Raw genomic sequence first — 14005 nt, 5'->3', positions numbered from 1 at the left:
TCAGTAGGTGGCGCCGGTCTCCACGTGCTGCCAGGTCAACCCGGCGCACACGACCGGGCCCGTCCCGCATGACAGTCGCGGATTGGTGTTGGTGGCCCGGCTGCCGTCGGCGCGGACGAGTTCGCTGACGTCGACGGCCAGGTCCGGCGCGTACGAGACCAGCGAGCCTCCGGCGGCGATCGCCACGCCCCGGGAGCCGGGCGTGGATCGCAGACCGGAGCCGTGCACGACGGCGGCGCCGTGACCGCGCACGTTCACAACTCCGCCGGGAGTCTCCTCCATGGTCACGTTCGACAGGTGCAGGTCGGTGCGGGTGTTGAGGTCCACGAGCCAGGCCATGCCGACGGTTATCGCGTTCGCCACGTCCACCCGAGGCAAGGTGTGCGTGCCCGCGATGGCGGTGACGAGGCCACCACCCACCACCCGGAGATCGGTGAGGTCCGCCCGGCGAACCGTGGCGTCCGCCGCCCAGCCGGGCAGGTCGAGCAGGTGGCTGTCGGCAGCGGCCGCCATGCTGACGGCCCGCACGGTCAGGTCGTCCACGACGCCGGCGACCTGGGCGATCGACGCGCTGGGGGAGGCCCCGGCCGACGTGCCCGCTGATGTGCCCGCCACGGTCACCCCGTCCAGCAGCAGCCGTCGGACCGTCGCCGTCGGGCCAACCGCCACCAGCGGGACCGGGCCGAGCTGCTCGACGTCGACGTCCTCGACGGTGAGCGCGTCGACGGTGGCGGGACGCAGCGGCGCGACGCGTACCTGCGGCTGGTCCCGGCCGGGGCCCTCGACGCGCACCCCGCGCACGCGCACCGTGCCCACCGCCGAGCCGTTGACGTGCAGCACGCCGCCCCGGCCGGGCAGGGTGGCCGCCGCGATCCCCTCCACGAGCAGGTCGTCGACCCGACCGCCGGTGGTGCGCCAGTCCGCGGTGTCGTCCCCGACCCAGATGACGTTGTTGCCGGCCAGGCCGGTGACGCCCCGGACTGTGGTGCGCAGCGCCGCCGTCTCCGGCGACCCGCCGAGCACCTTGACCAGTGCCGCCAGCGAGGCCGCGTTGACGTCCTCGATGACGGTGTCGGTGACCGGCCCCCAGACGTCGTCGTAGGCCTGCCAGTCTCGGGGTGTGATGGCGACGGTGTCGTCACCCGTGGTGCCCCGGATGCCGGAGATCGTGGTGCGTGCGGCCGGTCCCTGGATGTGTACACCGTCGGAGTGCGTGGCGAACCTAATCCGGGCGACAGTGGCGTCCGTCACGTCACCGAGGGAGATCGCGTACTTGTCGCTGGCGGTCTCGACCGCCAGCCCCTTGAGCGCGAGGCCATCCACCCGCCGCCAGCGGAGGCTGTGCAGGTCCGGCCCGGTGCCGCCGACGCCGTGTGCCCGTACCCAGGTGCCGCCGACGACGGTGATGTCCCGGTCCCGCCCGCCGGCGGCCACCGCGGCGTTGGTGAGGAGGTTGCACGCGCTGCCGGCCACCAGGGTCACCCGGCACCCTGACATGATCACCGTGGTGCCACTGTGGACCACGAGAGGCGCGCTGACCTGGTAGTGGGCGCCGCGCGGCCCCCGGACCAGACCGCCGGCGCCGGCGCGGAGCGCGGCATTGAGCGCGGCCGTGTCATCGCCCCCGGACGGGGACGGCAACAGCACGGCTCCCGCGGAACGTGGAGCGTCGCCGGCGAGAAGCAGGCCGCCGGCGAAGACGATGCCGCCGCTGGCGGTCAGAAACGTGCGACGGGTGAACATGTGCGGCTCCGGGGGCAGTCGGGCCTGACCTTACCGGGTCGCCACCACCCTCTGCGAGCGCGGAGATGTGCCGTCATTTCCACGATCCGGCCCGAAAAATGGCGCTCTGAACACCCCTTTCCGGCCGCCTCGACCCGCCGGCTTCCTCTGGCGCTGACGCCTCCGCCGCCTGATACTGTGTGCCGCGACGGCCGCCGCCGTGATGTTCCATCAACCACATTGCACGGCCCGCCCTGGTCGTAGGGTTGCTCCGGCTGTGGTCGTCCCGCGACCGTCATGGCAACCGGCTCGGCGTTGTTGTCAGCAGGGTTCTGTGTCAGCGAGGGCCGACCGGGACCCATCTCGGGGCAAAGGCAGCGATGGCTTCCAGAGGGACTGTGACGGATTCGGGCATGAACGGCGCGGACACCCGTCCACCGCGACAGCCCCTCCACCCGGCCGGCGACGCGACGAGCCGTCCGACCCACGTGCGCGGCTGGGTGTCCGACGTGATCGCGCCGATCGCTGCGACCTCCCGACGTCCGGTCGGGCTGGCGTCCCTGGCGGTCGCGGCGCTCTCCGCCGCGTACATCGCCTGGACGCTGCGGTCGCCCGTCGGCTTGGTCTTCGCGGTGGTGCTGCCGCTGCTGGTGCTCCGGCTTCCGGTGACCGGCATCATGCTCGTGGCGCTCGTCGCGCAGGAGATTAAGCCGAACGGTCGGTTCGGCGAGTTGACCACGCTGGGCTACCAGGTGTTCATCTCCCCCGGTAAGGCGCCGATCGTGCTGCCGCTCGCGCTGACGGCGGCACTCGCGGCCGCCGCGCTGTGGTGGCCGCCGACGGGCTTTCGCCTCCGCTCGACCGGCGGGGCGCTGCTCGGGATCGCCGGCGCGCTCGTCGTCGTGGCCGTCGGCAGCGGCTTCCTGCACGGGCAGTCGCCCTTCTCCGCCGTCAACCAGAACGCCCGGCCCTTCGTCCTGCTCTTCCTGGGACTGCTCATCGGCATGAGCCTGCGGTGGCTGCGTGACGACCAGCGGACTCTGCCGCTCGCCGTCGGCGCGACGCTGGTCGCGCTGGTGATCGCCGCGGCTGTCGGCATCCCGCTCGGCGAAACCGCCGACGACCGTCTCAGCGCCTACTTCGTCTACTACGACTCGGCCCTGCCCGCCGTCGCGGCGGCGGTCTTCATCGGCCTCCTCGGCGACCGGGATTGGCGATGGGACTGGCGGCACGTGGCCGTGCTCGTCGCCACGCCGCTGCTCGTTTTGATCAGCTTCCGTCGGAGCGTGTGGCTCGCGGCCTTCGCCGCCTCCGTCGTCGTACTGGTGCTGGCCTGGCGGCGCTGGCGTCGTTACGCACGTCAGTTGGCCGTCGTGGCGGTCGCGGTGGCGGTGGTGGTGCTCGCCGCGCCCGGTTTCGCGGCGGATCTCGGGCTGCGCAGCGTGGGCAGCTTCGAGCTGGCCAACGGCGGCCCGACCGCGAGCAAGCCGACGCCGAGCGGTACGCCGAGCACGAGCGGCACACCGACCGCCGCTGGCTCGCCGAGCGCGAGCGGCAGGCCGGGCGCGGCCGGTTCGCCGGGCGCCACCGCCAAGCCGACGCCGACGGGTAGGCCCAGCGCCACGGGTAGGCCCAGCGCCACCGCCAAGCCGAGTGCGAGCGGTACGCCGAGTTCGAGTGGTGGGCCGAGCGCGAGCCCCGGCAGTGCCGCCGCCCGGCCGTCCACGGCGCCCGCCACCCCCCGCCCGCCCTCGCCCAGCCCGTCCACGCCGGAGAGCGTCAAGCACCAGGCCGAGTCGACGAGCGGGCACATCAGCGACCTGCGCGTCGGCTGGCAGCACGTACGGGCGAACCTCTGGACCGGCGTCGGTCCGCAGGCCCCGCAGTTGCCGGGCATGGCTGCCGCCGACGCCACCCGGGTCTACGTGCACAACGAACTGCTCCAGGACTGGCTGCGCTACGGTCCCGCGATGCCCCTGCTCGTGGTCGCCTTCCTCGTGGTCGCCGCCCTGGTGGCCCTGCGGGCCGTGCGCGACCCTGCCAGCGACGGCGTCGTCCGCGGCGCGGCCGCGTTCTGCCTGATCGCGCCGCTGTGCCTGATGACCGCGCCGTTCCTGTCCGAGACGAGCCGGTGGCCGCTGGTCGTCGGCGTCGCGGCGGGAATCGTCGCCCCCCTCGTGTTGGCCCGTGACCCGCGCGGCCGGCGGCCCGAACCGGCCGGCCCGGCGTCCGTTCCGTCCGAGGAGCAGGGGAGGACCGCCGAGTGACCGAGCAGTCGCCACGCGCCCTGCGGCTCGCCCTGTGGGCGCAGCGGCAGGCGCATGCCGTTCCGACACCACTTCGGCGCCTGGCCGGTGGGACCTTCCGGCGCCTGACCAGATCCGGTGATCGTACGGCGCTGCCGAGCGAAGACTGGTCCGTCCCGCTGGTGCCGGGCCGCGACGCGGCCGACCTGGAGGCGCTCCGGCCGGCGCCCGCGGACGCGCCTCCGACGGTGCCGCCGCCTGCCGCCCAGGTGGACGAGGCCCCGCGGGTGCGTTGCGCCGTCGCTGCCGGCGTGCTCGACGTGGGCGGCGCGGAGGAGGTCGCCGCGTTCCTCGCCCGTCGGCTGCCCGCCCACAACTTCGAGATCGTGGTCGTCTACACGGATTTGCGCCTGCCCGGCCAGGAGGGCGAGGGCGGTCGGCTCGCCCGTGCCCTCGCTGCCGAGGGTGTCGAGACACGGCAGTTGACGCCGGAGGACGCCGCCGACTGGATGCGGTCGTGGCGACCCGACGTCATCAGCGCGCACAACACCCCTGACTGGCTGCTCGACGTGGCGGGCGAGGTCGGCGTGCCGTGGGTGGAGACGCTGCACGACATGCACCGCTTCTACCACCCCCACTCGTGGGAGCCGGAGTGCGAGCGATCGCGGGGGATCGCGGCGCAGATCGCGGTCAGCGACCTTGTCCGGCGGCAGTATCTGCTGCGCAACCCCGGCTATCCAGCCAACCGGGTGGTCACCGTGACCAACGGTGTGGACGGTTCGCGGGTCCTGCCGGTGGACCGGGCCCGGGCCCGCGCCGCGCTGGGCCTGACCGACGAGTTCCTCTTCGTCTCGCTGGCCCGGTACTGCCTGCAGAAGAACACCTTCGGCCTGGTGACGGCGTTCGGCGACGTGGCTCGCGAACACCCCGACGCGCACCTGCTGGTGGCCGGCCGCGCGAACGACGACCCGCTCTACTTCGAGCAGACCCGGCAGGCCGCGGCGTCGCTGCCGGACGCGGACCGGGTGCACCTGCGCGGCCACTGCGCGAACCCGTCCGGTCTGCTGGCAGCGGCGGACGCCTTCGTCCTCGACTCGTTCTTCGAGGGCTTCCCGCTGTCCTCGATGGAGGCCCTGGTGGCCGGCCTTCCCGTCGTGCTCACCGACGTCGGCGGGGCCCGGGAGCAGTTGGCGGACGGCCGGCGAGGGCACCTGGTCGCGAACCCGGCCGGCGACGCCGAACTGGTGGACTGGCAGGTGATCAACGACCTCCGCTACCGACCGCAGGGCAACCGGACCGACCTCGCCGCGGCGATGTCGTCGATGGTCCGCGACCGGGCGACGTGGGCGGCCGCGCGGCAGCGCCTGCACGACGAGGCGATCACGCTGTTCTCGCCGGACGGATCCCTGGCCGGACACGCGGGCGTGTTGCGCGCCGTGGCGCTCGGGACGCCTCTGCCCACGCAGGCCGGGCAGTCACCGGTCGTCTGACACCTGTCGGGCCGCCTCCGGAGTGGTCCGCCGGGGCGGCGGCCCGGTCAGCGACCGCCGCCGCGCAGCACCTCCGCCACCGTGCGCAGCAACACCTTGATGTCGAGCCAGAGCGACCAGTTCTCGATGTAGTAGTTGTCGAACCGCGCGCGGTCGGAGATCGGGGTGTCCCCGCGCAACCCACTGACCTGCGCGAGCCCGGTGAGCCCCACCGGCACCCGATGCCGCATCGCGTAGTTCGGGTACTCGACCGAGAACTTCTCCACGAAGTACGGACGCTCCGGTCGCGGCCCGACCACGCTCATCTCGCCGCGCAGGATGTTCCACAGCTGGGGCAGCTCGTCCAACGACGTACGACGCATGAAGCGTCCAATCGGGCCGACCCGCCGGTCGTGGGCGATCGACCAGTTCGTCTGCGACTCGTGCTCGTTCACCGGACGCATGGAACGGAACTTGATGACCTTGAACGGCTTGCCGTACCGCCCGATGCGCTCCTGGTGGAAGAAGATGCCCCGGCCCCCGTCGAGGAACGTGGCGAGTGCGCAGAGTAGGAGTAACGGGCTCAGGGCGACCAGCGCCGTCGCCGCGAAGACCACATCCGAGGCGCGCTTGATGGCCCAGCGCGGCCCGGAGAGCTTGGTGTCACCGATCTTGACGATGGGAATGGCGCCGATGTGGTCGGGGTAGCTGCCGAGCGACCGCGAACCCCACAGGCGCGGCACCGCCCACAGATCGCAGCGGGAGCTGATCGGACGCAGCAGGACGTCCATCAGGGTGGACTCGGAGCAGTCCGGGTCGGCGATGACCAGGACCTCGCACTCCGCCAAACGGAGGAGGTGCTCGAGGTCGTCCAGGGTGCCGATCAACGGAGTCGCGCCGTTCTGGCGCGGTGCGGCATCGACGCAGCCGACGAACCGTAGGCCGTACTGCGGGTAGCGGCGCAGCAGCCGGGCGAGCTCCAGGCCGATCGGCCCGCTGCCGATGATGATCGTGTTGTGCTCCACCCACCGCCGCTTGCGGGCGGCGATGGTGAGTGACCGGCTGATCGCCCGGCCGACGATCACCAGGCCGGCGGAGAGCGCGACGCCCCGCATGAAGCCGCCCACGTACTGCACGGAGTCGTGGCGTTCGGCCGCGATGATCGCCACCACGGCGGCGGATGCCATCAGCCGCCCACCGATGCTGGGCAGCTCGTCCAGGATGCCGACGTGCCGGCGGGCCCGGTAGAGCCCGCCGCTCGCGAAGATCGCCACGGTGAGCACGGCGTTGGCCAGCGTGCCGCGCCAGTAGTTCTGGCTTAGCAGCAGCGGGGTCAGCAGCGCGACGACGTCGATCGGCGCCGTCAGCATCCAGGCCCGGAGTCCGCGGGTGCTCTTCGAGGCCCGGGAGCTGGCGTACGGCAGGACGGCGGTCGCTTCGAGCCCGGCACGTGCCGACTGGCTCGCCGTCCGCTCCGGCGTCGATGGCGTGGAGGGGCCCGTATCGCCTACCTCCTCGTCGGCGTCCACATCGTGCGATGCCGTCGTCCGAGTAGGTGCGTCGCCGAACTCCAGCTCCGCCGGGCCCGGATAACTGACTGCCGGTTGGCTCGACATACTGATCCTTCCCCCGTGAGCCCCTCGACACAGCTGAGCGTCAGGGGGCGATCGCAGGTTACGACCGAGTCAGTGTCACCGCCAGAGCCGGCACGCCAATCCTCGTTCCTACTTTGCGGTGGACAGGATGTCGGGGACGGAGTCGCGGCGGACGGCGTCGAACACCTGCTTGGCCTTGGGCTTGTCGGCCAGCACCACGCTCTCGCTGCCGATGCGGCCCGTCCCCTTCGTCGGGCAGGTGAAGAAGCCGAGGTTGCCACTGCGCAGGTGACGCAGCTCCGTCGCCAGGTCGACCAGGGACAACGACTGGTCCACGGCCACCGCGTCGGCCGTGGCCTTCACGAACGAGTTCAGCTTGGCCGGGTTGGTCACCACCCCACCGGACACCGCCTTGTCGAGGATCGCCTTGATGACCTGCTGCTGGTGCTTGATCCGGGTGAAGTCGCCGTCCGCGAAGGCGTAGCGCTCGCGGGCGTAGTCCAGCGCGGCCGCGCCGTCCATCGTCTGCCGGCCCTGGGCGAACTCACGCCGGCCGTCGGGGTTGAGCGAGTGGGTCGAGGTGAACGCCTTTTCCACGGTGATCTCGACACCGCCCAGCGCGTCGACGATCTCCTTGAATCCGGCGAAGTCGACCATCGTCACGTGGTCGATGCGAACCCCGGTGAACTCCTCCACCGTCTGGACCATCAGCGGGACGCCGCCCCACGCGTACGCGGCATTGATCTTGGCGTCCCGGCCGCCCCGGCCCTCCTTCGATTTCGGCACGTGCACCCAGGTGTCGCGGGGGATGGAGATGAGCTGCGCGCTCGACCGGTCCTTCGGCAGGTGGGCCAGGATGATGGTGTCCGACCGGGAGCCCGAGGCGTTCTCCGGGTCACGCGAGTCGCTGCCCAGGATCATGATGTTCATCGCACCGGCCGCCACGACCTCCGGACGGGACTCCTCCGGCACACCCTCGAACGCGTCGACGCGTTCGATGCCCGAGTTGATCGAGCGAACGTACAGCCCGGTCGCGACGACGCCGGCCCCGGCGAGCACCACCACGACGAGGGCGGTGATCAGGGCGATCCGCCGCCAGCGACGGCGGCGCGGCCGGGATGCCGGCTGCTCGTCGCCTGTCGGCCGCCCGAGGTCCGACGCGGGCCCGGCGTTCGACGGAAGGTGAAGCTCTGCGGTCTGATCTGCACGCGGCATGGGCGCGATGCTACTGATTCGCGTTCCTGATCGCGTACCCTCGTCCGGCCACAACCTGTCGCCGGTCGTCCGAAGCGGCACCGGTAGTGGAAAGGAACGTACTACAGACATCGGTCATCATCACCTGGTAAGAACGCAGCCGTGGACGCAACGTCGCTTCGCCGGGCCATCGCCCGTACTCGGCTCGCCCCCGTCGCCGCCTTTCCCAAGCGGCTCGTCTCGGTCGCCCGCCACGACGCGAAGGTGCTGCGCACCTCGGCGCGATGGCTGGTCACCTCGCGCGAGCACCACAACTACACGTACGACCTGACGAAGCTCAGCCGCCAGCACCTGGCCTGGTTCGTCAGCGTCGTCTGCGACGTGCCGGTCAAGCAGGTCCGCGGCTACCTCGCCGAGGTCGAGTCCGACGAGCCGCTGCGCCGGCACATCGAGCAGACCACCGCGAGCGCCGCCCGGCGCGGCCTCGCCGACCGGCACGTCCGCTACGCCCGCCGCATCGGCTGGTACGCCATCGTGCGCGCCACCCGCCCGGCCCACGTCGTCGAGACCGGTGTCGACAAGGGGTTGGGCAGCTGCGTCCTCGCGTCCGCCCTGCTGCGCAACGCCGACGAGGGCCACCCGGGCCGGCTCACCGCCCTGGACATCAATCCCGAGGCGGGCTACCTGGTCCGCGACGGACGGTGGTCCGAGGTGGTCGACCTGGTGATCGGTGACTCGATCGCGTCGATCGGCGCCCTCGACCGGCCGGTCGACCTCTTCCTGCACGACAGCGACCACAGCCGTGAGCACGAGCGGCGCGAGTTCGAGGCCGTGGAGCCGAAGCTCGCCCCCGGCGGGATCCTGCTCACCGACAACGTCACCACCACCAACGTCCTCGCCGAGCACGCCGAACGCACCGGTCGCCGGTTCCTCGCCTACCGGGAGACGCCCGCCGAGCACTGGTACCGCGGCGACGGGATCGGCGTGGCATGGTGAGCGGATGCGGCTGAGCGCCATTCACACGTATCCCGTCAAGGGCTGTCACCGCACCGACCACGACACCGTGCCGGTGCGACCGTGGGGCCTGGCCGGCGACCGGCGGTGGATGGTGGTCGACGCCGACGGCATCGGCGTCACCCAGCGGGAGACCACCCGCCTGGTCGCGCTGCGCGCCGCGGCCCGCGACGGCGGGCTGCTGCTGCGCGCCGACGGGCGACCCGACCTCGACGTGCCCGAGCCCGTCGACGGTGAGCCGGTGCCGGTGCGAACCTTCCGCAGTCGCACCTGGTCGGTCCCGGCGCAGTCCGCCGGGCCGGCCGCCGACGACTGGCTGAGTGCGCTCCTCGACCGCCCCGTCCGGCTGGTCTGGCTGGCCCGCCCCACGCGGCAGCTCCCCGTCGAGGACGGCGGGCACGACACCGGCGACCAGGTCACCTTCGCCGACGGGTTCCCGCTGCTGCTGGCCAACGCCGCCTCGCTGACCGCGCTCAACGACTGGCTCGCCGAGGCGGGCGAGGACCCGGTGCCGATGACCCGCTTCCGGCCCAACCTGGTCGTGGCCGACGCGCCGGCCTGGGCGGAGGACGACTGGGAGGGCCGCCCGCTGCGCGTCGGCGGTGTGCCGTTCCGCGCCGCCGGGCCCTGCGACCGCTGCGTCGTGACGACCACGGACCAGGAGACCGGGGTACGCGGCCGCGAGCCGCTGCGCACGCTCGCCCGCCACCGCAACGTGGGACAGAAGCTCCTCTTCGGACTGCACCTCGTGCCGCTGGACGTCGGGTCGGTGACCGTCGGCGACCGGGTGACCGTCGGCGACTGATCCGCGAGCCGATCTGCTGCGCAGCCGTGCGGCGCCCGCGGGCCACCGGTCGTGCCGCACCCTCGCGCCTTAGCTTTCGCTTAGCCGCCTTGTCCCAGCCGGCGCCGGTCCGGCAGCATCGACCGACGTGACGGACGGCGGCGTTCCCCAGAGCATCGACACCGAGCCCTGGGGAGCCGGCCGGCGGCGGGCACCCCGCTCCCGGGTCGCCCGCTGGCTCGTCGCCACCACCGGCACCGCGCTCGCCGCGATCGTGGGGCTCGCCGTGGCCCTGCACGCCGGTGCCGCTCCCGCCTGCGCGACCGTCGGTCCGCCGGCCGTCGCCCTGCCCGCCGTGGCCCGGCCCGCAGCCGGGTTGGGGCCGCCGCTGGCGGCGCCGATGCCCGCCGCCGTGTCGATGCTCGCCGCCGCGCCGGGGCCGCGCGCCGCGCCACCCACCGGCGGCGCCGTGCGTAAGGGCAAGGCGACGTTCTACGACTCGAAGGGCGCCGGCGGCAACTGCTCCGACCCCAGCGCGCCCGCCAACCGGCTGTACGTCGCGCTCGGCCCCGACGAGTACGCCGCCGGTGCCGCCTGCGGCGGCCACCTCGACGTCACCGGCCCGAAGGGCAGCGTCCGGGTCCTGATCATGGATCAGTGCCCGGAATGCCCGACCGGCCACCTCGACCTGTCCCGCGAGGCGTTCGCCCGGATCGCCGATCCCGTACAGGGCGTCGTGCCGGTCAGCTACCGCGCGGTCGTCGACCCGCCGCTGGCCGGCCCGCTCACCTTCCGGATCAAGGAGGGCGCGTCCCAGTGGTGGTTCGCCGTGCGGGTCGCCGACCACGGAAACCCGCTGCGCTCGGTCGAGGTGCGCGCCGGGACGTCCGGCTGGCGTGCGGCGGCCCGACAGGACTACAACTACTGGCTCATCGAGTCGGGCGCCGGGCCGGGCCCGTTCCAGATCCGCGTGACCGACGTGTACGGCCACCGGGTCACCGCGTCCGGCATCCGCATGACGCCCGGCCGGATCCAGCGCGGCGACGTCCGCATGTACGGCGGGGCGGGCGCGACGCGTACGACTCGATCCCCGTCCGCGCGGACGCCGACGGCCCGACCGACCCCCACCCCCGCGGTGGCCACGACGACGGCGTCGCCGACCGCGCTCGCGGCGCCGGCCGCCGCGGTCGTGCCGGCCGCCTCCGGCGGCGCCGCCCCGGCACCGGGCTGCGGCGGATGAGGACGGCGCCCTCGTGCCGGCAACGCATGGGGCCGGATCCGGCGAGCTGAGGCGCTGAAGGGCTGAGCGTCCGGCACCCCTGGGCGTGGAGCGCGCGCCGACTAGACCGGCGTGCCGACCCCGGCGGCGGGAGTCAGGTCCAGCCACATGAGCACCTCGTCCCGGTCGTCGCCGGGGGCCACCCGCAGCGCGCCGGGCAGCCGGCCGATCTCCCGGTAGCCCAGCCGACGGTAGAAGTCGGTCAGGCCCAGCCCGTCCCGCACGGTGACGTGCAGCGCCGCGAGGCCAAGGTCCCGGCCGAGGCGCTCGGCCTCCCGCATCAGCGCGAGCCCGTAACCCTTGCCCTGGGTGTCCGGGTGGACCATCACCCGCTTGAGCACGCACCAGTGCGTCTTCAGGTGGAACCGGTTGTCGGTGAACACCAGCGCGGCGACGAGCCGGTCGTCGGCGTAGCCGAGCAGCAGCCGGTCCGGCCCGTCGGTGACGCCGGCGAACATCGGGTCGGCGAGGGTGCGTACGTCGTCGGGGGTGACCGGCGGCACGAAACCGACCGCGCCGCCGGCGTTCGAGACGTCCGTCCAGAGGGACACGATCCGCTCGCGCAGTTCGGGCGTCAGGTCGGGGTCGAGGACGAAGCGCAGGCTCACGCCGCCATCCTCGCCCGCCGGGCGCGGCGGTGGCCCACGATCGTGACGCGCCCGACAGCACGTCCCGCTCGCTTAGTCTGCCGCCGCCCGGAGGAACGAGCACGCGGTGAACCGCTGGTGATCGTGCGGGAGAGGGGACTTGAACCCCCACGTCCTCGCGGACACAGGAACCTAAATCCTGCGCGTCTGCCGAATTCCGCCACTCCCGCTTGCGCCTGCGAGTCTAGAGCGTCGTGCCGCGACCGTGTTGAGCCCGGCCTGGCGCAGAATGGTCGATCTCCTGCTGCGCCCGGTGGAACGGACTCAGTCGAGGCCGAGGTCGCGCCGGAGCTTGGCGACGTGCCCGGTGGCCTTGACGTTGTAGAGCGCGCGTTCGATCTTCCCGTCGGGGTCGATGACGAACGTCGAGCGGATCACCCCGGTGACCGTCTTGCCGTAGAGCTGCTTCTCGCCGTACGCGCCGTAGGCGGTGAGTACCGACTTGTCGGTGTCGGAGACGAGCGGGAAGGTGATGGCGTCGCGCTCGCGGAACTTGGCCAGCTTCTCCGGCTTGTCGGGGGAGATGCCGATCACCTCGTAGCCGGCGGCGCGCAGCGAGTCGAGCGAGTCGCGGAAGTCGCACGCCTGCTTGGTGCAGCCGGGGGTCATGGCCGCCGGGTAGGCGTAGAGGATGACCGTGCGACCGCGCAGGTCGGCCAGGGAGAGCGTGCTGCCGGTGTCGGTGGGGAGGGTGAACTCGGGCGCCGGGTCACCGGGGGAGAGGCGGGAGGCTGCGGTCATGGCCTCGACCCTACCGCCGGTGGCGGCCGTCGGGCCGGCCACGCCACCCCGGTGCCTGGTGATCATCACCATGGCTTAATGCAAGCTCTTTGCAAGAGAAAGGTATGAGAAATAGTCTGATCCCGCCGGCGCGGACGTACCCGCCGACGCGTGGGAGGGCGCATGGAAACCCTGGCGATGCACATCTCGAACGGGATCATCAACGGTCCCGTCGCGGCGGTCTTCGCGGCACTGGCGCTGGCGGCCCTCACCGTCTGCGTGCTGCGCGGCCGCCGGGACCTCGACGACCGCCTGGCCCCGATGGCCGGCCTGGTCGCCGCCTTCATCTTCGCCGTGCAGATGCTCAACTTCCCCATCTTCACCGCCGGGGTGAGCGGCCACCTGCTCGGCGGCGCGCTCGCCGCGATGCTGGTCGGCCCGTGGGTCGGCGCGCTGTGCGTGTCGGTGGTGCTGATCGTGCAGGCGCTGGTCTTCGGTGACGGCGGCGTGGCGATGCTCGGCCTGAACATCACCAACATGGCGCTGATCGGCACCGCCGCCGCGTACCTGCTGATCGCAGTCCTGCTCCGGGTGCTGCCCCGCACGCCCGCGGGTCTCGCGGTGACCGCGTTCGTGTCCGCGATGCTCAGCGTGCTGGTCGCGTCGCAGGGCTTCATCCTCCAGTACTGGCTGGGCGGCACCACCGACCTCGGCAGCAACCTGGCCGGCCTGGCCGGCACGATGGCCACCGCCCACCTGCTGATCGGCATCGGCGAGGGCCTCATCACCGCCACGACGGTGGTCACCGTCGCCAAGGTCCGACCCGATCTCGTGTACGCGCTGCGCGGGCTCCGGCCCGTCGCCGCCCCCGCCGTCGGAGTTGCTGGAGGTGTCCGGTGAGCAAGCGTCCCTGGGCGTTCGTCGTCGGCGGCCTGCTGGTCGCCCTGCTCCTCGCGGGCGTGGTCAGCAACTACGCCTCGTCGCACCCGGACGGGCTGGACTCGTCGCTGCTCAAGGGCTGCACGGTGGACGCCGACCACACCATCACCGGCGGCAGCTGCCCGGCGCAGCAGGCCAAGGACCACGAGCTGGCCGACAGCCCGCTGGCCGACTACGGCGTACGCGGCATCGACAACGCCTTCGTCTCGACCGGCCTGTCGGGCGTGCTCGGCGTCCTGCTGACCTTCGCGATCGGTGGGGGCGCCTTCTGGCTGATCCGCCGCCGCAACGGGGCGGCCGCCGCGAACACCGCCGACCCGACCGCCGCCGGACCGACCGACGAGGGCGGCACGCCGGCCGGTGCGGTCACCGGCGGTGGCGCCGAGCGGAGCTGAC

General features: G+C 72.7%; 12 protein-coding genes and 1 tRNA gene. 7 read left to right on the top strand and 6 right to left on the bottom strand.

Features of this window, described 5'->3' with window-relative positions; translation table 11 throughout:
• Positions 1-1743 (bottom strand): hypothetical protein, encoded by a 1743-nt coding sequence (locus GA0070620_RS15605; RefSeq protein WP_091591560.1) that lies wholly within the window; start codon positions 1741-1743, stop codon positions 1-3.
• A gap of 392 nt (positions 1744-2135) precedes the next feature.
• Between GA0070620_RS15605 and GA0070620_RS15600 the strand changes: the two genes are divergently transcribed.
• Positions 2136-3989 carry an O-antigen ligase family protein gene (locus tag GA0070620_RS15600; protein ID WP_157741632.1) on the top strand — a complete coding sequence of 618 codons (1854 nt, stop codon included), beginning with the start codon at positions 2136-2138 and terminating at the stop codon, positions 3987-3989.
• On the top strand, positions 3986-5458 hold the full coding sequence (locus GA0070620_RS15595; protein WP_091591555.1) for a glycosyltransferase: 1473 nt from the start codon (positions 3986-3988) through the stop codon (positions 5456-5458). The genes GA0070620_RS15600 and GA0070620_RS15595 overlap by 4 nt, the downstream gene beginning before the upstream one ends.
• Positions 5459-5505: 47 nt before the next feature.
• Here GA0070620_RS15595 and GA0070620_RS15590 read toward each other — a convergent pair whose 3' ends face one another.
• Both GA0070620_RS15590 and GA0070620_RS15585 read right to left on the bottom strand, forming a co-directional pair.
• Positions 5506-7053: a sugar transferase gene (locus GA0070620_RS15590; protein ID WP_091591553.1), complete on the bottom strand. Its 1548-nt coding sequence runs from the start codon at positions 7051-7053 to the stop codon at positions 5506-5508.
• 108 nt (positions 7054-7161) lie between these two features.
• Positions 7162-8247 carry an LCP family protein gene (locus tag GA0070620_RS15585; protein WP_091591550.1) on the bottom strand — a complete coding sequence of 362 codons (1086 nt, stop codon included), beginning with the start codon at positions 8245-8247 and terminating at the stop codon, positions 7162-7164.
• 141 nt (positions 8248-8388) lie between these two features.
• Here GA0070620_RS15585 and GA0070620_RS15580 point away from each other — a divergent pair, with 141 nt between their 5' ends.
• The 3 genes from GA0070620_RS15580 to GA0070620_RS15570 all read left to right on the top strand — a co-directional run bounded on the left by GA0070620_RS15580 (position 8389) and on the right by GA0070620_RS15570 (position 11264).
• Positions 8389-9222 carry a class I SAM-dependent methyltransferase gene (locus tag GA0070620_RS15580; protein WP_091591548.1) on the top strand — a complete coding sequence of 278 codons (834 nt, stop codon included), beginning with the start codon at positions 8389-8391 and terminating at the stop codon, positions 9220-9222.
• Positions 9223-9226: 4 nt separating this feature from the next.
• Positions 9227-10045: an MOSC domain-containing protein gene (locus GA0070620_RS15575; RefSeq protein WP_091591546.1), complete on the top strand. Its 819-nt coding sequence runs from the start codon at positions 9227-9229 to the stop codon at positions 10043-10045.
• Between the two features lie 127 nt (positions 10046-10172).
• Complete coding sequence (locus GA0070620_RS15570) at positions 10173-11264, top strand: expansin EXLX1 family cellulose-binding protein (RefSeq protein ID WP_231922385.1); 1092 nt, start codon at positions 10173-10175, stop codon at positions 11262-11264.
• A gap of 101 nt (positions 11265-11365) precedes the next feature.
• Here the strand turns inward: GA0070620_RS15570 and GA0070620_RS15565 are convergent, their stop codons facing one another.
• From GA0070620_RS15565 to bcp, 3 genes are all read right to left on the bottom strand, one after another.
• Positions 11366-11911 (bottom strand): GNAT family N-acetyltransferase, encoded by a 546-nt coding sequence (locus GA0070620_RS15565; protein WP_091591544.1) that lies wholly within the window; start codon positions 11909-11911, stop codon positions 11366-11368.
• A 124-nt stretch (positions 11912-12035) separates the two neighbouring features.
• Positions 12036-12120, bottom strand: a tRNA-Leu gene (locus GA0070620_RS15560).
• A gap of 94 nt (positions 12121-12214) precedes the next feature.
• Entirely contained in the window at positions 12215-12691 is a 477-nt protein-coding gene (gene bcp / locus GA0070620_RS15555; protein WP_091598805.1) for a thioredoxin-dependent thiol peroxidase, read from the bottom strand.
• A gap of 162 nt (positions 12692-12853) precedes the next feature.
• Here bcp and GA0070620_RS15550 point away from each other — a divergent pair, with 162 nt between their 5' ends.
• Positions 12854-13570, top strand: coding sequence for an energy-coupling factor ABC transporter permease (locus tag GA0070620_RS15550; RefSeq protein ID WP_091591543.1), 717 nt, complete (start codon positions 12854-12856; stop codon positions 13568-13570).
• A complete protein-coding gene (locus GA0070620_RS15545; protein WP_091591542.1) occupies positions 13567-14004 on the top strand; it encodes a PDGLE domain-containing protein in 438 nt (145 codons plus the stop codon). Before GA0070620_RS15550 ends, GA0070620_RS15545 begins: the two co-directional genes overlap by 4 nt.
• Position 14005 lies beyond the last annotated feature (1 nt).

This window comes from Micromonospora krabiensis, from assembly GCF_900091425.1.
In the GTDB taxonomy this organism is placed as follows: domain Bacteria; phylum Actinomycetota; class Actinomycetes; order Mycobacteriales; family Micromonosporaceae; genus Micromonospora; species Micromonospora krabiensis.
The sequence above is the reverse complement of the archived record's forward strand: the minus strand, read 5'-3'. Positions and strand labels throughout refer to the sequence as shown.